Origin of the sequence: Vibrio sp. EA2 (genome assembly GCF_033042495.1) — a bacterium.
GTDB lineage: Bacteria > Pseudomonadota > Gammaproteobacteria > Enterobacterales > Vibrionaceae > Vibrio.
Map to the genome: position 1 here is coordinate 23,094 of NZ_JAWLID010000018.1, position 21,699 is coordinate 44,792.

A 21,699-nucleotide genomic window follows, 5' to 3' on the forward strand; every position below is an offset into this window, starting at 1 on the left:
CTTCAGTCAGCATTGGAGTGCTGACATTTTGGCCCCACCACAAGTAAAAGGGCCAAGGTCCTAAGTACTAGGACTTTTCAAACAAGGCCATTGATTCTAAATGACTGGTGTGCGGGAACATATCCAACATACCTAGTTTGGTTAATTTGTAGCCTTGTTCGATTAAGCTCTGACTGTCCCTTGCAAGGGTAGCAGGATTACAAGAAACATAAACCACGCGCTGAGCCCCAAGTGCGGAAACTTGATCGATGATCCCGCTCGCTCCGGCACGCGCAGGATCGAGAAGGACTTTATCAAACTTCTCTGCCGCCCAAACCTGGCCTTCAAAATCCTGCTCTAGGTTAGCGTGATAAAATTGTGCGTTGTTGATTTGGTTCAAGGATGCATTATTTGTGGCTTTTTCCACCATGTCAGCGACCCCTTCCACACCCACAACATGTTTGGCTAACTTAGCGATTGGCAGGCTAAAGTTACCCAGTCCGCAGAATAAATCTAACACTCGGTCACTCTCTTGTGGGTCTAGCCATTGGATCGCCTGCTCCACCATTTTTTGGTTTACCGCTTGGTTGACCTGGATAAAGTTATTCGGCGTAAATGGCACTTTCACACCATTTTCCTGATAAAACGGTATCTCGCCTGCAATTAAATCAAGCTGATCAGTTTGCGGCATCAGGTACAGTGTCGCGCTATGACGCTCAGCAAGCTTAACCAAAGACTCCACTTCCGATTCCGTCAAAGGGCTCATGTGTCGCAGTGTAATACACGGACCGTTATCGCCTAACACCAGTTCAACATGACCCAATTGCTCAGGCTTTTTAAAATGCTTTAGCTCTGTGTAAATTTCTGCAAGCAGTACGTTCAATTGCGGCGCTAACACTGGACAATCGGTCACCTGAGCAATCTGTTTGCTTTGCTTTTTACGGAAGCCAAAATGCAGTTGGCGCGTCTTTTTATCGACAAACAGACTGACACGAGCGCGACGTCGGTACTGTCGCTCCTCCCCCAAAACCGGCGCATCAAGCTCGATATCACTGCCGGCAAATTTTCGCATCAACTGACGCAGCGTTTGCTGTTTGTGCGTCAATTGTTGGTCATAACCCAAGTGCTGTAAATCGCAGCCACCACACTCATGGTAATGCGGGCAGAATGGTTCAACACGTGCGTCACTTGGCTGTAAAATTTTGATCAGTTTACCGCGAGCAAATTTACTTTTTTCTTCCACCAGCTGTGTCACCACTTCCTCACCGGGCAGCGCGCCATCAATAAATAGCGGCTTTTTCTTTAGGTAAGCGATACCCGCGCCATGATGATCCAAACGTTCAACGTGCACCTGTTGGTGACGAGTGTTGAGTTGGGTTTTCTTTTTTGGTTGAAAGATGCGTGCCATGCTCTGTGCCTGATTTGTGTCTAATTGCCCTACGGCTTCACTATTCTTGATTGCAGCCGTTGTGTGATTGGAGTGACTTGATTATGCTTACCGTTTATTCGGTGACGTCACTTCTTTACTCAAGGCTTTATCGTGCGCTTGAGAAATAATGCGTTATTTTCCCATATCCAGACTCCGATGTAATTAGATAACATGACCAGATATGGCTTACGAGCACGTGTAATTACACTGACTCTCGCTCCCACTCTCATTATTGGCCTATTACTGAGCGGCTTTTTCTCATTTAACCGCTACCAGGATCTTGAGAAACAAGTTATCACCACAGGTAATAGCATCATCGAGCCGCTAGCGATTGCCAGTGAAACTCATCTTCTGACAGAAAGCCGAGAAGCTGTCCGCCGCCTTATCAGCTATGCGCACCGCAAAAACTCCAAACTGGTTCGGAGTATTGCGGTATTTGATGCAAAGCATGAACTTTTTGTCACCTCAAACTTTCATCCTAACTTTGAAGCCTTGATGTTTCCGAAAGATAAACCTATCCCACAGCTGGGAAATTCGGAAATCTACGATAATTACCTAATTTTGCGTGTGCCTATCTTATCTGAAGGCCATTACCTGACAGATCTGTCTAATAAAAGCCAAGCGACCAAAGCCATCGGCTACATTGCCGTGGAGCTGGATCTCTCGTCTCTGCGTCTTCAGCAATATCAGGAAGTCTTCTCTGCCTTTTTGGTGCTAATTTTAGGCCTCGGCCTTGCCAGTGTGTTCGCCTCGCGTTTAATGCATGATGTGACTCAGCCGATCACACACATGAAAAACGTTGTAGACCGTATTCGACGCGGCCACCTGGATGTTCGTATCGAAGGGAAAATGCACGGTGAGCTTGACCAGCTAAAAAATGGTATCAACGCTATGGCCGTCTCACTTTCGGAGTACCATGTCGAGATGCAACATAGTATCGATCAGGCCACCTCTGATCTGCGTGAAACCTTAGAACAGCTGGAAATTCAGAACGTTGAGTTAGACATCGCGAAAAAACGGGCGCAGGAAGCCGCACGTGTGAAATCTGAGTTCCTGGCCAACATGTCTCACGAGCTGCGTACACCACTGAACGGTGTGATCGGTTTTACCCGCCAAATGCTGAAGACCCAACTTTCTAATAGCCAGACGGATTACCTGCAGACGATCGAAAAATCGGCAAATAACCTGCTCAATATTATCAACGACATCCTCGACTTCTCTAAGCTAGAAGCGGGTAAGCTAGCATTAGAAAACATTCCATTTGATTTCCGTGAAAGCTTAGAAGAAGTCGTCAACCTTCAAGCCACCAGCGCACATGAGAAAGGTCTGGAAATCACGCTTAAAGTGGATCCTAAAATCCCATCCGGTTTGATTGGCGATCCTCTGCGTATTCAACAAGTCCTGACCAACCTGGTCGGTAACTCAATTAAATTTACTGAGCGTGGCAACATCGATATCAGTGTCGAGATGCGCTCTCAGTCCGGTGACTCCGTTGAGTTACAATTTATGGTTCGCGATACCGGTATCGGTATTTCAGAGCGTCAGCAAGCTCAGCTCTTCCAGGCATTTAGCCAAGCTGATGCGAGTATCTCGCGCCGCTATGGTGGCACAGGGCTTGGACTGGTCATTACTCAAAAATTGGTTAGCCAAATGGGCGGGGAAATCAGCCTGACCAGTCGTTTGCACCAGGGGTCCACTTTCTGGTTTACCCTGCGCCTCAACTCGACTGATATGCCGATGAGCGATCTGATCGAGATTGAACTGCTTACAGGCAAACAGTTGTTATTGGTTGAGCCAAATATGCAGGCTGCATCAGTAACACAACAGATCCTCAGCCAGGAGGGTATCCTAGTGACATATCGCTCAACGTTACCTGAAGCGAATGAGCACTACGATTACGTCTTGCTTAATCTGGCCGCAAATCAGACTTACGATGAGCAGTCGGTTGAGACCTGGATAGAAAAAGCGAAGCAGATGGCGCCAAGTGTGATCATGGGGACACCAAGTACAGAGCTCGCTCTTGCCGATCATATCATGACGGAGCATCACATCCGGTGTCTGACTAAACCTCTGTCACGACGCAGATTACTACAAAGCCTGATTAGCGAACGGGTTGAATCGCCTCAACCTCTTCTAAGCGCGCCAATTAAGACGGTAGCGGAAGAGCGTTTACCACTGCATGTTTTAGCGGTTGATGACAACCCGGCGAACCTGAAGCTGATTTCTGCCTTACTTAAAGAGCGGGTTGAAACCGTGACGGCATGCAGTAACGGTCAACAAGCCGTGAATTTGGCTACCGAGAAAAAGTACGACATGGTATTCATGGACATCCAAATGCCACATATGGATGGGGTGACCGCCTGTAAGCATATCAAGCAGATTGAGCTCAACAAAGATACACCTGTTATTGCGGTAACCGCCCATGCGATGGCGGGTGAGCGTGATCGTCTCCTCGCCGCTGGTATGGATGACTACCTCACGAAACCAATTGAAGAGCACGTGCTGCAACAGGTTTTGGTTCACTGGAACCCAAATGCCTGCGCGGAGAGCATTGGTAAAGTCACGCCGTCTTACATTGATGAACAGGAAAGTGAAGAAGTAAGCGCAACAGAAAACGCTCATCAGGATGTCATTATCGATTGGCAAGCCGCATTGAAGCAAAGCGCGAACAAAGAAGACTTGGCCAAAGATATGCTGCGTATGTTGATCGACTTTATCCCTGAAGTGGATGATGTGGTTTCTCAAGCACTAGAAGAAGAAAACTTTGCCCGTGAGGAACTCATTCATGTCATTCACAAGTTGCACGGCAGTAGCTCGTATTGCGGCGTGCCAAGGTTAAAGTCGTTGTGTGCGACGCTCGAGCAGGCACTCCGCTCTGGCGCAGATCTGGTCGACATTGAGCCCGAAATGTTTGAGCTACAAGATGAAATGATTAAGGTCACGACCACTGCGAAGCTCTACCTAGAGCCGTAAAAAGTCCGCTGACTAAAACGAAAAAGCCAGAGCATCTGCTCTGGCTTTTTGCTATTTGGCTTCTTTACAAAAAATTCAGACGATTCAGGACTCTAAAATCACGGTCGCCACAGCGTAGTGTCTCTCATCAGAGATCGACAGGTGAATACTTGTCACTCCCATACTTTGAGCTATCTTCTGCGCCGCACCAGACAGGGCAAGTACGGGCTTACCTAACTCATCGTTAGTCACGCAAAAATCGTGAAAGGTCACCCCTTTGGCGATGCCAGTACCCAATGCTTTAGAGGCCGCCTCTTTCACTGCAAAACGCTTGGCAAGATAACGCCCTTTTTGCTTAAGCTGCGAAAACTTAACCACCTCTTCTTCACAAAGAATGCGCTGAGCAAACGAGTCGCCACTGCGGTCCAGCGCTTTTTCAATGCGCTCAATTTCCGCGATGTCCGTACCTAAACCTAAAATAGCCACGAGTAATGCCTGATTACTTACGAGCTTCGATCATCAAGGCTTTCATATCAACGACCGCTTTTTCCAAACCATCAAAAACAGCGCGGCCAATGATTGAATGGCCAATGTTCAGCTCGTAAATTTCTGGCAGTGCTGCAATAGGTGCCACGTTATGGTAAGTCAAACCATGCCCCGCATTAACGATAATGCCCAGATCAGCCGCGTAGCTTGCGCCTGCTGCAATTTTTTTCAGTTCCGCTTGCTGCTCTTCCTCAGTTGTCGCATCAGCATAGTGACCAGTATGAAGTTCAATATAAGGCGCGCCGCATTGCTTTGCTGCATCAATCTGTTGACGGTCAGCATCAATGAACAGAGAAACTTTAATGCCTGCTTCGGTTAGCTTCTTGGTTGCCGTTTTCACTTTCTCAAACTGGCCGACCACATCTAGGCCGCCTTCTGTCGTCAGCTCTTCACGCTTCTCTGGCACTAGACAAACGAACTCAGGCTTGGTTTTCAGAGCAATATCCACCATTTCATCGGTGACTGCCATTTCTAGGTTCATGCGCGTCTGCAAAGTTTCACGCAGAATACGTACATCACGATCCAAAATATGTCGGCGATCTTCACGCAAGTGAATGGTGATACCATCGGCACCCGCTCGCTCAGCAATTTCAGCTGCATGAACGGGATCCGGATATTTTGTACCACGTGCATTACGTAAAGTAGCAATATGATCGATATTAACGCCAAGATAGATTGAGCTCATTTTCCATTACTCCGTGCTCTGAATGTCTGAATAAACAATTCACGACTTTTTAAAGGTTTGCCGCCAAGATACGGCTTTAAGGCTATACGTGTAAAGCGTTTTGCCGCTTTTAACTGCTCTTTAGTGACGAAGCGCCGCTCACTGATTGCAATCAATTCATTACCTAAAAATGTTAGGTTGTCACGCCTCACTGAAGCTATGAATCCCTTCTGCTCACGATAACGATAGGTCATGTTCGCTTCAACAGGTTCCCCCGTCCCAGCACAGTGCATAAAATCAACGCCGTACCCCATAGAAGAAAGCAAGGCCAGCTCAAAACGGCGCAGCGCGGGCTCGGGATTCTCACACTGAGCAAGCTCGGTTAGTACATGCAGATAATCATGAAACAAGGCTTGCATCGGTACCTCTGTCATTAATACACGTCCGATCAATTCATTGACGTACATAGCAGAGTAAAGGTTGATTCCGGTGAGAGGTAATCCCAGGCTAATTGCCTCGGCCTGGCGTAAGGTTTTCATCGACCCTTTGCCTGACCATTTAAGCAAAAGTGGTGTAAATGGCTGTAGCGCCCCTTTCAGGTTGGAACGTTTACTTCGCGCCCCTTTGGCCATTAATGTGATACGACCATACTCCTCACTGAAAATATCAAGAATTAAGCTCGATTCACTGTAAGGTCTTCGGTGCAAAACAAAGCAGCGTTGTAAGCCTTCTGAGGACTGGTTGCTCATTTATATCAATGTGCCTATCTAAAATAAAAAATAAGGAGCCATGCGGCTCCTTATTCTAATCGATGTTGGAGCGAAGTGCCTTCGCTTCAGGTTTATAGATCGTCGATGTAGCCTAGTGAGCGTAGCGCACGTTCGTCATCAGCCCAACCAGATTTCACTTTAACCCAGGTCTCGAGATAAACCTTACGACCAAATAGCTCTTCCATATCCAGACGCGCTTCACGACCGATGGTTTTGATCTTCTCACCACCTTTACCAATCACCATTTTCTTCTGACCATTACGTTCAACCAGAATCAGGGCATTGATATGGAAGCCATCGGTTTCCGGGTTGTAATCAAAACGCTCAATCTCTACCGTCACTGAGTAAGGAAGTTCCTCACCAGTAAAGCGCATCAGTTTTTCACGTACGATTTCAGATGCCATAAAACGCTGTGAACGGTCGGTCACGTACTCTTCTGGGAAGTGGTGCGTCGCGACTGGTAAGTGGTCACGAACATGCTTACGCAGTACATCGATATTCTTACCTTGCTTGGCTGAAATTGGCACTACATCGACAAAGTCCATCTTCTGAGACATCTCCGCCATATGCTGCATCACTTCGTTGCGATCTTGCACGTTGTCGACTTTGTTTACACACAGTACAACAGGGAAGTTAGATTTTTGCAGCTTAGTCAGTACCATCTCGTCGTCTTTGGTCCAATGGGTACCATCGACTAAGAAGAAAACTAAGTTCACATCACTTAAAGAAGAGTTTGCTGCACGGTTCATCAAACGGTTAATGGCACGCTTCTCTTCAATATGAAGCCCTGGTGTATCGACGTAGATTGCTTGGTAATCACCGTCAGTGTCTACACCCATGATACGGTGACGAGTGGTTTGCGGCTTACGAGAAGTAATCGAAATCTTCTGACCTAAAATCTTGTTCAGAAGCGTTGATTTACCCACGTTTGGACGACCAACAATAGCAATAAAGCCACAGTGCTGGTTTTCAGGTGAGCTCGCTTCACCATGTGATGCAAAGTATGCATCAATATCGAATTCGTTATCAGCCATTAGTTAATTGCTCTAGTGCTGTTTCCGCTGCCGCCTGTTCTGCCTTGCGGCGGCTGGTGCCTTTACCGATTACAGGTTTATCCACACCTGCGACTTCACACTCAACCGTAAATTCTTGGTTGTGCGCTTCACCTTTAATATTAGTCACTGTGTAAACAGGCAGTGGTTTTCTTCTGCCTTGCAGGAACTCTTGGAGGCGAGTTTTTGGGTCTTTTTGTGATACACCAGGCTTAATCGCCTCAAGGCGAGACTGGTACCAGCTGAGTACAATGCCACGCACTGCTTCAATATCACTATCTAGGTAAATTGCACCAATAATGGCTTCCACCGCATCGGCTAGAATAGAGTCACGGCGAAAGCCACCACTCTTCAATTCACCTGGACCTAATTTTAAATAATCTCCTAGATCGAATTCACGACCCAGTTCCGCCAATGTGTGTCCACGAACCAAAGTAGCACGCATACGACTCATGTCACCTTCGTTCACTTTAGGGAAACGATGGTACAGATCATCAGCGATGACAAAACTTAAAATTGAATCGCCCAGAAACTCAAGACGTTCGTTATGTTTACTGTTGGCGCTGCGGTGAGTCAGCGCCAGGTTGATAAGCTCGGCATCTTTAAACTGGTAGCCGAGCTTTCGCTCTAGTTTATCAATTGGAGAATTCATACTCTCTCGATATTAATGTTTATTTCTCTATATAGTTGGAGTTGCAGCTAGGCGACAAATAAATTCAGCCCTATGAGCATAGATGTACTATGTGACTAGGGGGGATTTATGCAGTCAACAACGCTGCGACTTCAAATATGACGAGAAGTTAGTGAATACCACCGATGCGGTTAAAACGCACACCCGTTGGAATCCATGAAGGTAGAGCGCTATCTGCGCCACGCTCAAACTCAAAGCTGATCCAAATGGCAACAGCTTTGCCAACCAGGTTGGCTTCTGGAACAAAGCCCCAGTAACGGCTGTCTGCACTGTTGTCACGGTTATCACCCATCACAAAGTACTGACCTTGTGGTACAACCCATTCCGTTGTGCCGCTACGTGGGAAGTACTGCTCCACATGATTGCGAACCAATGGGTTAACCAAAATATTGTGCTCAACGTTACCCAGTTTTTCATCCAACTGGATCATCGGGATACCATTTGAGCTAAATTGACTCTCTTCGACATTACTCAGCTTAACTGGCTTACAGCTCGATTCACCTTTGCTTTGAATACATACCTGCTTGTCATTTGAGTAACGTACAATATCTCCTGGCAAACCAACCACACGCTTGATGTAATCAATACTAGGATGAGGAGGATATTTAAATACGACGATATCGCCACGCTCTGGTTTACCTGTTTCTACCAGCTCAGTGCGCCATACTGGATCTTTCAGACCGTAGGCATATTTTTCTACCAGAATGAAATCCCCAACTAACAAAGTAGGCATCATTGAGCCTGACGGGATTTGAAACGGTTCATAGATAAATGAGCGCAAGACAAGAACAAACGCGATCACAGGGAAGATAGACACACTGTTTTCAACCCACCAAGGCTGGCGTTCTACTTTCTGCAGGGTGACTGCATCTAAGCCGTTGGCTGTTTGAGCTTCGATTTCCGCAACTTTGGCCTGACGTTTTTTCGCAAACACCAGTTTTTCCAGTAGCCAAACTACACCAGTTACCAAGGTCACGATGACCAGAATCAGTGAGAATGTATTCGCCATTAAATTCCCTTATCTAAAAATGCGAAAGTGAAAGAGCATCAACTCTTTCACTTATTTAAGTTCTAACGTCTTATGACCAACAAGAAGGGTACAAAGTTCAACTCTTGTCTTAGTCTTTGCCTACGTGAAGAATTGCTAGGAAGGCTTCTTGAGGCAGTTCTACGTTACCGATCTGCTTCATACGTTTCTTACCTTCTTTCTGTTTCTTCAGCAGCTTCTTCTTACGGCTCACGTCACCACCGTAACATTTCGCGATTACGTTTTTACGGAGCTGTTTAACCGTAGAACGCGCGATGATGTGGTTGCCAATTGCCGCCTGAATCGCGATATCAAACATCTGACGAGGGATAAACTCTTTCATCTTCTCAACCAGCTGACGACCACGAGTTTGAGACTGTTCTTTATGGGTAATCATCGCCAGTGCGTCGACTTTGTCGCCGTTTAGCAATACATCGACACGCACCATGTCCGACGCTTCAAAGCGTTGGAAGTTGTAATCCAGTGATGCATAACCACGAGAGGTTGATTTAAGACGGTCAAAGAAATCGAGAACAACTTCTGCCATCGGAATATCGTAAGTCACTGCGACTTGGTTACCGTGGTAAACCATATCCACCTGTGTACCACGCTTCTCAACACATAATGTGATTACGTTACCTAAGTACTCAGAAGGCACAAGAATATTACAGCGAGCAATCGGCTCACGGATTTCTTCAATGTCATTGACCGCAGGAAGCTTCGCAGGGCTATCGACATAGAGCATGCTACCGTCAGTTTGCTCTACTTCGTAAACTACGGTTGGCGCGGTTGTAATCAGATCCAGATCGTATTCACGCTCAAGACGCTCTTGGATGATTTCCATGTGCAACATGCCAAGGAAACCACAACGGAAACCAAAGCCAAGTGCCGCTGAGTTTTCTGGCTCGTAGAACAGTGACGCATCATTCAGGCTTAGTTTGCCTAACGCATCACGGAAGTTTTCGTAGTCATCCGACGATACAGGGAACAGGCCAGCGTATACCTGAGGTTTCACTTTCTTAAAGCCAGGGAGTGGCTTTTCGCAGCCATGTTTTGCCAGTGTAAGCGTATCACCTACTGGTGCGCCCAGGATGTCTTTGATACCACAAACAACCCAGCCTACTTCACCAGTACGCAGAACATCAGTATCCACACGCTTAGGCGTGAAGATACCCAAGCGGTCTACACCCCAAACCTGGCCAGTGCTCATTACTTTGATCTTGTCGTTCTTCTTCAGCTCGCCGTTTTTAATACGAACCAAAGAGACCACGCCAAGGTAATTATCAAACCATGAATCGATAATCAGAGCTTGTAACGGCGCATCTGGATCCCCTTCTGGAGCCGGAATCGCTGACACGATGTTTTCTAGTACGTCGTCAACACCTAAGCCTGTTTTCGCAGAACAACGGGTTGCTTCCATCGCATCGATACCAACGATTTCTTCAATTTCTTCAGCAACACGCTCTGGATCGGCGGCAGGAAGGTCGATCTTGTTTAGGATTGGCACAACTTCCAGATCCATTTCGATCGCGGTGTAACAGTTCGCTAGCGTTTGTGCTTCTACACCCTGGCCAGCATCAACCACCAATAGCGCGCCCTCACAAGCCGCTAGAGAACGTGATACTTCGTATGCAAAGTCTACGTGTCCCGGAGTATCGATGAAGTTCAACTGGTATGTCTCACCGTCTTTAGCGGTGTAGTTTAGTGTCACACTCTGAGATTTAATGGTGATACCACGCTCACGTTCAAGATCCATAGAATCCAGAACCTGTGCGGCCATTTCACGATCGCTCAATCCTCCACAAACTTGGATTAGACGGTCTGATAGGGTCGACTTACCATGGTCGATGTGGGCGATAATCGAAAAGTTACGAATGTGCTTCATAGATTTAGGCTGACTAACTCTTTACAAATAGGGACAGTAAGAAAGCCATCATCTGATGGCATTTCAATCAAGTTGGCAGATTCTACCGAATTTCGTTAGCGGGCGCACGTAATTTAAGAACCATATACCCAAGTGACGTTAACAGGCGGGGAGCAGAGCTTACTGGATCGGCTCTCCAAGTACTCTAATCAAGGTGACCTGGCGCTGTGATTCATCTTCCAGTGGCTTAGAAATGCGTCTCGCTAACCAGACTCCAGCAGCAGCGAAGAGTACTGAAGACAGAATAATCGCACCTTCGCCACCAGCGATTAAAGGAGCGAGCAGTAGATGGCCGAACAGCGCACCAAGAATCAAACCAAATAGCGGCAACAAGTACACCGCCATAGCCGATTTAATTAAGCTGGATTCTGGAAAGCCAATTTCAACAACCTGTCCGACGTGCACTGATTTATCTGAACGCAAGTGCCATGACAGGCTTTTATTGCCTATGGCTTTTGTCACTACACCTGTACCACAGCTTTTTTGCGATGAGCAGCTACTACAGCTGGTTTGCTGCTCACAACTCAAATCAATTTCGTATTGCTTACCGTGACGCTGTACTCCTGTCACAGTGGCTAACGCTGTCATCATTGCACGTTACTCATGTTTACTGATTATTGGTTACTTTAAATGTAACAGATTGAGCTATACGCTGCGCGGTTGCTGGCGGTATATCGCCCACGACGGAGATTTCATAATCGCCATTTACGTAGCTGTGCAAGGTTCTGCGACCTTGACGAACAAGCTGCCCTTTCAAAGAATGCTCATCTTTGTTCGCCACGTAAACAGAGAAACTGAATAAACCATCAGAATACAACTGACTTTCTACCATTTGATCACTAACCGCCATGCGGTAGCGATTGAGTTCATTAGCCTCAAAGCCATCTGGTATCCAACCGACAATCCAGTCGCTGGTGCTCACCTCACCTTTAGGCATGGTAAGGACAGCTGGTAACTGAACCTCTTCTAAGCCACTCATGAGCTCAGCGATTTTAGTATTCACTGTGTATGAAATCGTACGGTATTGTTCCAGTACTTCGCCATCACGATCGACAAGATCAGCGCGCAAGGGAAGTTTGCTCTTTTCATCAACCCAAAGGATGTACGAATAGCGTAAACCGTCTTTCGGCACGATGCGCAACACCTGAGTTGCGACACCTGCTTCACGGGCTCGGCCAACCTGAACATAATCATAATAACGATTGAGTTCATCAATATTGGTGTTTAGCATTGGAATGGTAGGCGCAACCATTTTCCCCGATTCTATCGTGAAAGGCTCAGCACCGGTTTCGATGTAGCTGACTTCACGGCCTCGGAGAATCACTTCACGCACGGGACCGCTTAAATAAACTAGGTGGGCGTATTGATCTTCACCGTGAGTCGCGTGGCGGTACAGTAAAGGTTCAATGCTGTTCTTTTTGATGAGGATATAAGAGAGCTCGTAGCTTAAACTTTTACTCGCCTCGCTCATTTGATGCAATAAAGCCTCCGCCGACTTATCGTCAGCAAAGGCTTGTGAAGACATCACACTGAACAGAGCGCAAGCGCTGATCAGAAATTTTTTCATTCAACATCCGGCGTCAGAGGTGCATCTTGCTGAGATGCATCACTGTTAATTCTTAACTGTAGTTCGTAGTCTCTCAGCATAGCATGAACACGTTTACGTTGCTCCTGCATATTTGCTTCACCCATAGAACGCTCTACGGATTCACGAGTTAAACTCACAGGTTCCGCACTGCCCGCGAATGGAACGGTTTGCAATACAGGTAACTGTTCAGCTTGAGGTACCGTAGAATCACTTCCGCCGTACTGCTGTACGCCTAAGATGACGACGAGCGATACACACGCAGCAACAGCAACTTGTCCAAACTGAGTCAACCAACCTGGTAACTGACGTTTAGCTTTTTGCGGTTCCGGTTGCGACTCTTTTGGTGCATCCGTAATTGAAATCACGTTTGCACTATGTGAATCGACAGCACGATGCACTGGTTCATCTTCTAACGCTAACGCCACGCTTTCAGCAATATTCCACTCAGGTTTTGCTGGCGCTTCGCCTCGCATCACATCACCAATCAGGTGATAATTCTGCCAAGCTTCACGGCTCTCTTGATCTTGCTCTAATTCCTGAATTAAAGCTTTATCGATCAATTCTCCATCCATGAGAGCTGAAAGTTTTTCTTTGTCAGCCATTGTTTTCACCATAGTTATTACTTGTACTAGCGCTGTAAAAGAGGTTTGATTTTCTTTTCCACCGCTTCACGAGCACGGAAGATACGTGAGCGTACCGTTCCTACCGGGCAATCCATTACTTCAGCAATTTCCTCATAGCTCAAGCCATCAAGCTCTCGCAACGTCATTGCCGTTTTTAAATCTTCAGGTAAAGCTTCGATTGCACTGAACACTACCCGTTGCAATTCTTTGGACAACGTTAAGTTCTCAGGGTTCGAAATTTCTTTAAGTGCACTACCTGTTTCGTAAAATTCAGCATCTTCAGCATCGACATCTGTCGCTGGGGGTCTTCGCCCTTGAGCCACAATGTGATTTTTCGCAGTATTCACTGCAATGCGATACAGCCACGTATAAAACGCACTTTCCCCTCGAAAGCTGGGGATAGCTCGGTAAGCCTTGATAAACGCTTCTTGTGCTACATCTGGAACATCGCCAGGATTACTTACGTATCTGGAAATAAGATTACATACCTTGTTCTGATACTTCGTTACCAGCAGGTTGAATGCTTGCTTATCGCCATTCTGAACTCGCTCAATCAATACTTGATCGGTCAGCTGCTCGTTCATTCGAGCGGATACTCCTATTTGTTATGCCCCTACTCTTCTCAGATATGGGTACTATCTTTGCAAAACGTAGTATTGACACCACTGCTTACTTGAGCACTATTGTGACTGCAATATGAATGAGAAAGTTCCACGACTTCCCCAATTTTTATCATTGTTTTTTCACAGTGTGATGTCATGCGCCAAATCCCTAGCCTGCTTAAGCTTAAATCTAAGTTTGTCAGGCGAGCAAATTAAGGGGAAATGGGTATAATAATCGCCCTCTGTCTAAATTGTGCTGGGTAGAGCATGGAAAAGCAATGATATTGATAAACTATTGCTTATCATTTACATGGCTGTTGGCTGTCTGAATAACTTTTTTAATTAAGCTCGAAAATATTCGTATGTGATTTGGGGTCTAGGGCCTATACATACTAAAAAAGAAGAGTGGCTCTAGTCACCAGAGTAACTGTAATTTAGATGAATCTCCCAACTTAGCCCTTAGTGACGGATGTCACGCTAATGGAAGTGCACATGGTGTGCAAATAATACACAAGATAACGTTGTTGTCTTAGCTTGGGATTATGAAAGTTATATGAACACAAATCGTGAACATGAATGTGATGTGTTAGTGGTAGGGAGTGGAGCCGCAGGTTTGTCGTTGGCTTTACGTGTTGCAAACCACTGTAAAGTAATGGTGCTTAGTAAAGGGCCACGTAGCGAAGGCGCTACCTATTATGCTCAGGGTGGTATCGCTGCAGTGTTTGATGAGTCAGATACGATTGAGTCACATGTTGAAGATACCCAAATTGCAGGCGATGGTATCTGTGATGAAGAAACCGTGCGTTTCATTGCTGAACACTCGAAAGAGTGCGTACAGTGGCTTATAGATGGTGGCGTCCCATTCGATCGCGAAGAGGACGATTCAGACGAAGAACCCCGCTACCACCTGACCCGAGAAGGTGGACACAGCTGTCGCCGTATTCTGCACGCTGCGGATGCCACAGGTATGGCAATGCAGACTTCTTTACAAGATAACGCACACAATCATCCAAACATTCATGTTCTTGAACGGCACAATGCGCTTGATCTGATCACTGAAGATAAAATTGGTGGTGACAAAAATAAAGTCATTGGTGCCTATATTTGGAACCGTAACGAAGAGCATGTAGAAACCGTTCGGGCAAAGTTTGTCGTTCTGGCAACGGGTGGTTCTTCGAAAGTTTACCAATACACATCCAACCCTGACGTTTCATCTGGTGATGGTATTGCGATTGCTTGGCGTGCAGGTTGTCGCGTGGCAAACCTGGAGTTCAACCAATTCCACCCGACCTGTTTGTACCACCCTGAAGCACGTAACTTCCTGCTTACTGAAGCGCTGCGTGGCGAAGGTGCATACTTGCGTCGTCCTGATGGCTCTCGTTTTATGTCAGACTTTGACGAACGTAAAGAGTTAGCCCCGCGTGATGTTGTTGCGCGTGCAATCGACTTTGAAATGAAGCGTTTGGGTGCAGATTGCATGTATCTGGATATTAGCCATAAGCCAGCGGACTTTATTACTAAGCACTTCCCGACCATCTATGCTCGATTGATGGATCTGGGCATTGATATGACCAAAGAGCCGATTCCGATTGTTCCTGCCGCTCACTACACCTGTGGTGGCGTCATTGTCGACAGAAACGGCAGTACCGATCTGAAAAACTTGTATGCGATTGGTGAGGTAAGCTACACCGGCCTTCACGGTGCAAACCGCATGGCATCTAATTCACTGTTAGAGTGCGTCGTTTACGCATGGTCAGCGGCTAAAGATATTCTTAAGCACCGCTCTGAAGTCGAGCTGGCCCCTCAATTGCCTTGCTGGGATGAAAGCCAGGTTACCAACAGCGATGAAGAGGTTATCATCCAGCATAACTGGCATGAATTACGCCTGTTTATGTGGGACTATATGGGCATCGTGCGCACAGATAAGCGATTGGAACGAGCACTACGACGCATTCAAATGCTGCAACAAGAGACGCATGAATACTACAGTAATTTCCGTGTATCGAATAACTTGCTTGAGCTGCGCAACCTACTTCAAGTTGCAGAACTGATGGTGCGCTGTGCGATGCAGCGTAAAGAGAGCCGTGGACTGCACTATACACTCGATTACCCAAATCAATTGGAAAACAGTGGGCCGACGATCCTAACCCCAGCTAAGCAGCTATCTGAAAATTAATCGTCGATAAAATGATTAATGCAACACATCAACAGGGGGCATCGGCTCCCTGTTTCATTTCCCATTGACGCAGTACCAGACTTAACTGGCGATATTGTTTATCTTCACAGCTATCTCGCCATACCGTCACACAATCACCAGACTCCAGTGTAATAGCAGTCTTAAACGGCAGAGTCGACAAATCAACCCGCTTTATCTGAGCCTGATTAGATTCGCTTCTCACTGTGCCATCACAATGAACAGACCAGAGGCCTAAACTAGCAGGTGCTACTAAAAGCTGGTCAGAGTGCAGCTTAAGAATCATTAATAACAGATAAATAGATAATACAATTGGCGTATCAGATAGGATGACCGCCCAAGTCATTGAGAAAATAAGAGAAAAACTCATGACTCGGGCAGTAATTGAGGGGGCAAGGGTGAAATTAACGAACTTTGCTGAGGTTGTGGGCGACAATTTTATCAACCATTGATGCATGACTTAGATTTTCACTACGGCCATGTCCCATAATCCAAGTGAACAGATCAGGATCGTCACACTCAAGCAAAGAAACAAAATGTTGCTGTTCCTGTTCGCTCAGCGCATCAAAGCACTCTTCAAAGAACGGCATAATCACCACATCAAGTTCAAGCATACCTCTACGGCAAGCCCATTTAATACGCGCCTTTTCTTCCGGAGTGTACATTCATTATTCCTTCATAGATGTCTTGTTATCAGTGCGGAGTGTAACAAGGGATATGCTACGCAACTAGTGTACCGGTCACAATACGCGAACCAAACCCGGTCAGGTCGCTTGAGTATAATCAAAGCTGACAAATGCTTATTCTCGAATTACCATAGCTGAAAAACATCTTCAAAAGGCATTGTAATCATGGAATGGCAAACTCGCTTCTCAGCACTACCTCTCTCAACTCAAGATGCTTTACCTGAGCTATCTATCTCACTGTTAGAAAACGTAGGTATGATCACCGTGGTAGGTGATGACAAAAAGTCATACTTACAAGGTCAGGTCACCTGCGATGTCGTCTCTCTTGAGAAAGGCCAATCAACACTTGGCGCGCATTGTGATGCTAAAGGCAAAGTATGGAGTGTGTTCCGTTTATTCCATCACCAGGATGGTTACGGCATGATCCAGCCGAAGTCAGCCATTGACGTTGAGCTAAAAGAAATCAAAAAATACGCGGTATTTTCCAAAGTGGCGATCGAAGAATCCAGCGACATTATTCTGGGTGTAGCAGGCACTAAAGCCGACGCGTTTATTGCTAATTTAAGCGAAGAAAACGGCGATGTACGTGCGATTAACGGTGGCACAGCCGTCAAAGTATCGGATAACCGTTGGTTATTGGTATTAACCAGCCAGGCCGCTCAATCAGTGATTGAAAGCAGCGACGCGACGCTGACGACGCAAGAACTTTGGAACCGTTTTGATATTGAAGACGCACAGCCAATTGTACCCGCAGCCGCGCAAAACGAGCACATTCCACAAGCACTCAACTTACAGGCTCTTGGTGGAATCAGCTTCACGAAGGGTTGTTACACTGGGCAAGAAACCGTTGCTCGCGCTAAATACCGTGGAACCAATAAGCGCGCGATGTACATCGTGCAAGGCGCCACATCAACTAACTTAACTGATGAACCCATTGCTCTAGAACGTAGCGTAGGAGAGAACTGGCGTTCTGTAGGTTCCCTACTGACTCACTACCAATTTTCAGATAACCAGGCGATCGGTTTGATCGTACTACCAAATAACTTGGACGACGACACACGTCTGCGTCTGGTTTCGCAGCCGGAGTGTGAATGGGCAATCGCCGAACTGCCTTACAGCCTTGATGATGAGTAAAGTCATTGAAACGCCTTTAATGCAGTTTCTGGCAGAGCAAAACATCCCGTTTCGTCTGCTTCCACATCAAAGGCCTTCCACCACGATAGAGGATGCCGCGCAGCAGCGTGGCATCCGCCCTTCTCAAATGGTCAAAGCTATCTTACTGAGAGACATGGGGAATCTTTATGCACTCGCCTGTGCGCCCGGAGACCGTAGTATTGATCCCAAAAAGGTCCGCTTGCTTTTGCAATGCCGACGTATGACTTGTGTCGATCAAGCGGATGTCGAAAATATTACCGGATATAAAATTGGCACGGTGACACCGTTGCTATTGAAGCGTCATATGCCAGTTGTATTCGACTCCAGCCTTTTAAAGGAAAGGGAAGTGACCATCAGTAGCGGTGATCGAATGGCGGGTATTGCTTTATCAATAGAAGATCTCGTCGATCTGTGTCAGCCCGTCGTGGCTGATATTTGTCGCTAGTTTAGACAACAAACGTAATCGATTACATAGCAAAGCAAAAACTGTGATAAAGATCACATCACGTGCAAATTAACAGGGAATTTTTAATCATTTTTAAAACATAAATAGTCACTAAAGAAAAACTCGTATATGATGCCTGTGTTGGTTGAGTTTTCAACAGGACTCAGCCGACATAAAGTGAATCCGCTGATTTCGATAACAGTCTTTGTTAAGTCAGCAATCCACTTTTGTGTAATGCATCTGTGACTATTCGCCCGCTGTAGCGGGCTTTTTTTTGTCTGAACTTTTTATCCGGCTTCTTACTCTAAAGATTAAGTAATAACAAAAAACGGAATGAGCGTTGGAAAATAAACATTTAGCAAACATTCCATTTCCTTCTATTCTTAATTCTGTAACAAAACTATTGCTTAATGCACCACGTATAAAAGAATTCAGAACGAATAACGTTCCTTATTAGGTGATTTTTGAGGTTACCCTCACGTAATTTGAGACATAAAGCCGTCGATTTGCCAAAGACAGCACAAATCTCTAAGTTGTTACATCTCACCTGCACTTAGTAGTACGGCTATCACAATAATTTCGCGTTAAAAACGTAGAATAACCTGAGCTAGGTAAGAGAAAAGGAAAGTAAATATGAGACTGTTTAAGCGCTATACACCAGGTATGATTGCTAAACATATAAGTCGTCTTTTTAAAGGAAGAATTTATATTTACGGGGTCGGTAAATTCGAGTTTGATAACGGTAAACTGATACTGCCAGAAAAAGCGGAGAAACGTCATTTCAGAGCCGTAAAAGAGATCAACCAAGAAATCATGAAACTCCGATGCGCATATGCTTAGCTAAAAATCATTGATATAAAGGCTGAATAATTCAGCCTTTTTTGTTGTTGGAATAAGCGACTACTGACGAGCCAACTCTGGTAACTCCCCTTTTAAGCCCAGTGCTCGTTTCATGATCTCATCTTTCGCACCAGGCAACTGCCCAGCCAGACTTAAACCAATACCTCGCACCAACTTCTTAGCCGGGTTATCACCAGAAAATAAATCACGGAAACCTTGCATCGCAGCAATCATCTTAGCGGCTTCCGCTTTACGCCAGCGCTCATAACTGCGTAGGTTACGTTTACTGCCAATGTCCTGGCCTTGCTTCCACAACGCTAAGACTTCCTGAGCTAAACTTGCCGCATCCAGAAGCCCCAGGTTCACCCCCTGCCCCGCTAGTGGATGGATGGTATGGGCTGCATCACCGACTAACGCCACACGCTCAACGACGAAGTCACGTGCATAACGCATTTTTAGCGGAAATGCGGCGCGTGCACCAATCACTTTACACAAGCCAAGGCGTGCGTCGAACTCGCTGGTTAACGCTTTGTTGAAATCATGCTCATCCATCGCCAGTAGTTGCTCTGCTCTGTCTGGTTCAGTCGACCAAACAATAGAGCACATATTTGGTTGAGACATCGGCAACAGTGCCAGCGGGCCATGTGGCGTGAAAATTTGACGCGCGATATGGTTGTGAGGCTCGGCAGTCTGAACGTTCGCGACTAACGCACTATGGCCGTAATCCCAATGAGTAAGCGGAATATCCATCTGTTTACGTAACCAAGAGTTTGCACCATCCGCGCCAACCACTAATTTCGCGGTCATTGCTTGTCCATTATCTAACGTTAGCCAGCTTTCCTGCTCACCAACCGCTAAGGTTGCGCAACGTGCCGGCATAAACAGCGTCACGTTGTCTTGTTTCTGCACTTGCTCCAGCAACGCCAGCTGAATCACTCTGTTTTCAACAATATGCCCCAAGTCAGGCTGGGCCATGCTTTGTGCATCAAACTCTATTTTGCCAAAGCTGTCTTGCTCCCAAACCTCCATGCCATAGTATGGAGATGCTCTGCGCTGTTCAATGCCTTGCCAAGCCCCTAGCTTGCGCAATATGGTTTCACTCGAGCGACTCAATGCAGACACGCGTACATCGGGTAGTTCATTCAGTTTATCATCAGGAACGCTGCCTTCTATGACAGCGACACGCAGGTCACTATCTTTGAATGCGGCGGCAAGCGCCAACCCAACCATCCCTCCGCCGATGATGGCGATATCTACACTTTGCATCATTGCTTTTACTTACCTAATAACTGATTGTACCTAATAACTAATGGTTATCTAATTCTTTGCAACCGTTTATCTTTTTACTAAGCCAAGAGTATGGCGCAGGAGAGGCTGCTTAAAAATAGAAAGGTTATCCATCGCTGCTAAAGCGGCATTACGCCCAATTCGCATCGCGGGTAAATCGTTTGAAAAAATATGTACGAGCGAGCTCGTTAACCAAATGGTTTCGCTCCGATCGGCTTCACGGCGCTGACTAAAACGCATTAAGCCCTGATAACGCCCGACATCATCGCTTTGCTTCACCACCTCTTCAGCCAAAGTCACCACATCACGAATCCCAAGGTTGAAACCTTGTCCAGCAATCGGGTGCAACGTCTGAGCGGCATTACCTACAATCGCAAACCGATGTGAAATATTCTGCTTTCGATGTCGGAGTAATAGCGGATAGCTCGCGCGCAGACCAACTTTATTCAAAGTCCCCAAGCGCCAGCCAAAATCGTGTTGTAGTCGCGCCAGAAAATCACGGTCAGAGAGCGCCAATACCGTCTCCGCTTCATCCGGGTGCAAGCACCATACAAGCGACATGCGATTGTCACTCATAGGTAGAAGCGCAACAGGTCCATTCTCGGTAAAACGTTCAAATGCACGCCCTTGATGCTGCTCCTGAGCCTGGATGTTGGCGATGACAGCCACTTGCTCAAAATCGTGTTCAGATAACTCTAGTCCGACTTGCTGGCAGCACTGTGAAACCGCGCCATCCGCCGCCACTAACAGCTTCGCTTCAAGCTTTTCGCCACTGCTGAGCTCTACAACAGTATGATCTTGCTCTCGCTCGATATAGCTAACGGAGTCTGGGCAGAAGAAGTCTATTGAGATACTCCTGGTAAGTAGCTCTTGATATACGCGTCCCACATCAGACAGCTCAACAACGTACCCCAACGCCTCTACCCCGACCTCTTGCTTGGTAATTTCTGTCATTCCTGCATGAGAACGATCAGAAACATGAATATGCTCAATTGGGGTAGCAAACGGCTCAATGACAGACCACAGTTGCAAATGACGCAGCAGGTTTACCGTACCATAAGATAACGCTATCGAACGAGAATCAAAGCCCGGGTGAACATCCGACTGGGCCTTAAAAGGCTCGACGACAGCAATGCGTAAAGCCGCTTGGGATAAGTGTTCAATTGCCAGAGCTAACGTCGCCCCAGCCATAGCACCACCAGCAATGACTACATCATATTGCCTCATGCTTACCTCTGAACAATC

21 protein-coding genes are annotated in these 21,699 nt (G+C 46.5%); 5 read left to right on the forward strand and 16 right to left on the reverse strand.

Features of this window, described 5'->3' with window-relative positions; translation table 11 throughout:
* Nucleotides 1-67 precede the first annotated feature (67 nt).
* On the reverse strand, nt 68-1,387 hold the full coding sequence (gene rlmD, locus RXX31_RS21940; protein WP_317591794.1) for a 23S rRNA (uracil(1939)-C(5))-methyltransferase RlmD: 1,320 nt from the start codon (nt 1,385-1,387) through the stop codon (nt 68-70).
* 192 nt (nt 1,388-1,579) lie between these two features.
* On the opposite strand from rlmD, the gene barA reads away from it, so the two are divergent.
* A complete protein-coding gene (barA, locus tag RXX31_RS21945; RefSeq protein ID WP_317591795.1) occupies nt 1,580-4,381 on the forward strand; it encodes a two-component sensor histidine kinase BarA in 2,802 nt (933 codons plus the stop codon).
* Between the two features lie 84 nt (nt 4,382-4,465).
* Here barA and acpS read toward each other — a convergent pair whose 3' ends face one another.
* From acpS to rpoE, 11 genes are all read right to left on the reverse strand, one after another.
* Complete coding sequence (gene acpS / locus RXX31_RS21950; protein WP_317591796.1) at nt 4,466-4,846, reverse strand: holo-ACP synthase; 381 nt, start codon at nt 4,844-4,846, stop codon at nt 4,466-4,468.
* Between the two features lie 13 nt (nt 4,847-4,859).
* Nucleotides 4,860-5,591 (reverse strand): pyridoxine 5'-phosphate synthase, encoded by a 732-nt coding sequence (gene pdxJ, locus RXX31_RS21955; protein WP_317591797.1) that lies wholly within the window; start codon nt 5,589-5,591, stop codon nt 4,860-4,862.
* Nucleotides 5,588-6,319 carry a DNA repair protein RecO gene (gene recO / locus RXX31_RS21960; protein WP_317591798.1) on the reverse strand — a complete coding sequence of 244 codons (732 nt, stop codon included), beginning with the start codon at nt 6,317-6,319 and terminating at the stop codon, nt 5,588-5,590. The genes pdxJ and recO overlap by 4 nt, the downstream gene beginning before the upstream one ends.
* Before the next feature lie 92 nt (nt 6,320-6,411).
* Complete coding sequence (era, locus tag RXX31_RS21965; RefSeq protein WP_317591799.1) at nt 6,412-7,374, reverse strand: GTPase Era; 963 nt, start codon at nt 7,372-7,374, stop codon at nt 6,412-6,414.
* Entirely contained in the window at nt 7,367-8,044 is a 678-nt protein-coding gene (gene rnc / locus RXX31_RS21970) for a ribonuclease III (protein WP_317591800.1), read from the reverse strand. Before rnc ends, era begins: the two co-directional genes overlap by 8 nt.
* 148 nt (nt 8,045-8,192) lie before the next feature.
* Complete coding sequence (gene lepB / locus RXX31_RS21975; RefSeq protein WP_317591801.1) at nt 8,193-9,092, reverse strand: signal peptidase I; 900 nt, start codon at nt 9,090-9,092, stop codon at nt 8,193-8,195.
* A gap of 109 nt (nt 9,093-9,201) precedes the next feature.
* Nucleotides 9,202-10,995: a translation elongation factor 4 gene (lepA, locus tag RXX31_RS21980; RefSeq protein ID WP_317591802.1), complete on the reverse strand. Its 1,794-nt coding sequence runs from the start codon at nt 10,993-10,995 to the stop codon at nt 9,202-9,204.
* Between the two features lie 159 nt (nt 10,996-11,154).
* A complete protein-coding gene (locus RXX31_RS21985) occupies nt 11,155-11,625 on the reverse strand; it encodes a SoxR reducing system RseC family protein (protein ID WP_317591803.1) in 471 nt (156 codons plus the stop codon).
* Between the two features lie 16 nt (nt 11,626-11,641).
* Nucleotides 11,642-12,601, reverse strand: coding sequence for a sigma-E factor regulatory protein RseB (gene rseB / locus RXX31_RS21990; RefSeq protein ID WP_317591804.1), 960 nt, complete (start codon nt 12,599-12,601; stop codon nt 11,642-11,644).
* A complete protein-coding gene (locus tag RXX31_RS21995; RefSeq protein WP_317591805.1) occupies nt 12,598-13,224 on the reverse strand; it encodes a sigma-E factor negative regulatory protein in 627 nt (208 codons plus the stop codon). The genes rseB and RXX31_RS21995 overlap by 4 nt, the downstream gene beginning before the upstream one ends.
* 26 nt (nt 13,225-13,250) lie before the next feature.
* A complete protein-coding gene (gene rpoE, locus RXX31_RS22000) occupies nt 13,251-13,829 on the reverse strand; it encodes an RNA polymerase sigma factor RpoE (RefSeq protein ID WP_014233001.1) in 579 nt (192 codons plus the stop codon).
* Nucleotides 13,830-14,400: 571 nt separating this feature from the next.
* On the opposite strand from rpoE, the gene nadB reads away from it, so the two are divergent.
* Nucleotides 14,401-16,023, forward strand: coding sequence for an L-aspartate oxidase (gene nadB, locus RXX31_RS22005; RefSeq protein WP_317591806.1), 1,623 nt, complete (start codon nt 14,401-14,403; stop codon nt 16,021-16,023).
* A 28-nt stretch (nt 16,024-16,051) separates the two neighbouring features.
* Here nadB and RXX31_RS22010 read toward each other — a convergent pair whose 3' ends face one another.
* Both RXX31_RS22010 and RXX31_RS22015 read right to left on the reverse strand, forming a co-directional pair.
* Nucleotides 16,052-16,411, reverse strand: coding sequence for a hypothetical protein (locus RXX31_RS22010; RefSeq protein WP_317591807.1), 360 nt, complete (start codon nt 16,409-16,411; stop codon nt 16,052-16,054).
* 34 nt (nt 16,412-16,445) lie between these two features.
* Nucleotides 16,446-16,706, reverse strand: a complete 261-nt coding sequence (locus RXX31_RS22015) for a succinate dehydrogenase assembly factor 2 (RefSeq protein ID WP_237315353.1) — start codon at nt 16,704-16,706, stop codon at nt 16,446-16,448.
* A gap of 186 nt (nt 16,707-16,892) precedes the next feature.
* Here RXX31_RS22015 and ygfZ point away from each other — a divergent pair, with 186 nt between their 5' ends.
* From ygfZ to RXX31_RS22030, 3 genes are all read left to right on the forward strand, one after another.
* Nucleotides 16,893-17,861 carry a tRNA-modifying protein YgfZ gene (gene ygfZ, locus RXX31_RS22020; protein WP_317591808.1) on the forward strand — a complete coding sequence of 323 codons (969 nt, stop codon included), beginning with the start codon at nt 16,893-16,895 and terminating at the stop codon, nt 17,859-17,861.
* Nucleotides 17,854-18,327, forward strand: a complete 474-nt coding sequence (locus RXX31_RS22025; RefSeq protein ID WP_317591829.1) for a YbaK/EbsC family protein — start codon at nt 17,854-17,856, stop codon at nt 18,325-18,327. The genes ygfZ and RXX31_RS22025 overlap by 8 nt, the downstream gene beginning before the upstream one ends.
* 633 nt (nt 18,328-18,960) lie before the next feature.
* Nucleotides 18,961-19,167 carry a DUF1107 domain-containing protein gene (locus RXX31_RS22030; protein WP_317591809.1) on the forward strand — a complete coding sequence of 69 codons (207 nt, stop codon included), beginning with the start codon at nt 18,961-18,963 and terminating at the stop codon, nt 19,165-19,167.
* A 60-nt stretch (nt 19,168-19,227) separates the two neighbouring features.
* Here RXX31_RS22030 and RXX31_RS22035 read toward each other — a convergent pair whose 3' ends face one another.
* Nucleotides 19,228-20,436 carry an FAD-dependent 2-octaprenylphenol hydroxylase gene (locus RXX31_RS22035; protein ID WP_317591810.1) on the reverse strand — a complete coding sequence of 403 codons (1,209 nt, stop codon included), beginning with the start codon at nt 20,434-20,436 and terminating at the stop codon, nt 19,228-19,230.
* Nucleotides 20,437-20,502: 66 nt separating this feature from the next.
* Nucleotides 20,503-21,681 (reverse strand): 2-octaprenyl-6-methoxyphenyl hydroxylase, encoded by a 1,179-nt coding sequence (ubiH, locus tag RXX31_RS22040; RefSeq protein WP_317591811.1) that lies wholly within the window; start codon nt 21,679-21,681, stop codon nt 20,503-20,505.
* Between the last annotated feature and the right edge of the window lie 18 nt (nt 21,682-21,699).

What these genes read in the sequence shown, in the direction of transcription:
- rlmD (WP_317591794.1), bottom strand. Translation starts at nt 1,387, where the DNA reads ATGGCACGCATCTTTCAACCAAAAAAGAAAACCCAACTCAACACTCGT.
- barA (WP_317591795.1), top strand. Translation starts at nt 1,580, where the DNA reads ATGACCAGATATGGCTTACGAGCACGTGTAATTACACTGACTCTCGCT.
- pdxJ (WP_317591797.1), bottom strand. Translation starts at nt 5,591, where the DNA reads ATGAGCTCAATCTATCTTGGCGTTAATATCGATCATATTGCTACTTTA.
- recO (WP_317591798.1), bottom strand. Translation starts at nt 6,319, where the DNA reads ATGAGCAACCAGTCCTCAGAAGGCTTACAACGCTGCTTTGTTTTGCAC.
- era (WP_317591799.1), bottom strand. Translation starts at nt 7,374, where the DNA reads ATGGCTGATAACGAATTCGATATTGATGCATACTTTGCATCACATGGT.
- rnc (WP_317591800.1), bottom strand. Translation starts at nt 8,044, where the DNA reads ATGAATTCTCCAATTGATAAACTAGAGCGAAAGCTCGGCTACCAGTTT.
- lepB (WP_317591801.1), bottom strand. Translation starts at nt 9,092, where the DNA reads ATGGCGAATACATTCTCACTGATTCTGGTCATCGTGACCTTGGTAACT.
- lepA (WP_317591802.1), bottom strand. Translation starts at nt 10,995, where the DNA reads ATGAAGCACATTCGTAACTTTTCGATTATCGCCCACATCGACCATGGT.
- RXX31_RS21985 (WP_317591803.1), bottom strand. Translation starts at nt 11,625, where the DNA reads ATGATGACAGCGTTAGCCACTGTGACAGGAGTACAGCGTCACGGTAAG.
- rseB (WP_317591804.1), bottom strand. Translation starts at nt 12,601, where the DNA reads ATGAAAAAATTTCTGATCAGCGCTTGCGCTCTGTTCAGTGTGATGTCT.
- RXX31_RS21995 (WP_317591805.1), bottom strand. Translation starts at nt 13,224, where the DNA reads ATGGCTGACAAAGAAAAACTTTCAGCTCTCATGGATGGAGAATTGATC.
- rpoE (WP_014233001.1), bottom strand. Translation starts at nt 13,829, where the DNA reads ATGAACGAGCAGCTGACCGATCAAGTATTGATTGAGCGAGTTCAGAAT.
- nadB (WP_317591806.1), top strand. Translation starts at nt 14,401, where the DNA reads ATGAACACAAATCGTGAACATGAATGTGATGTGTTAGTGGTAGGGAGT.
- RXX31_RS22010 (WP_317591807.1), bottom strand. Translation starts at nt 16,411, where the DNA reads ATGAGTTTTTCTCTTATTTTCTCAATGACTTGGGCGGTCATCCTATCT.
- RXX31_RS22015 (WP_237315353.1), bottom strand. Translation starts at nt 16,706, where the DNA reads ATGTACACTCCGGAAGAAAAGGCGCGTATTAAATGGGCTTGCCGTAGA.
- ygfZ (WP_317591808.1), top strand. Translation starts at nt 16,893, where the DNA reads ATGGAATGGCAAACTCGCTTCTCAGCACTACCTCTCTCAACTCAAGAT.
- RXX31_RS22025 (WP_317591829.1), top strand. Translation starts at nt 17,854, where the DNA reads ATGAGTAAAGTCATTGAAACGCCTTTAATGCAGTTTCTGGCAGAGCAA.
- RXX31_RS22030 (WP_317591809.1), top strand. Translation starts at nt 18,961, where the DNA reads ATGAGACTGTTTAAGCGCTATACACCAGGTATGATTGCTAAACATATA.
- RXX31_RS22035 (WP_317591810.1), bottom strand. Translation starts at nt 20,436, where the DNA reads ATGATGCAAAGTGTAGATATCGCCATCATCGGCGGAGGGATGGTTGGG.
- ubiH (WP_317591811.1), bottom strand. Translation starts at nt 21,681, where the DNA reads ATGAGGCAATATGATGTAGTCATTGCTGGTGGTGCTATGGCTGGGGCG.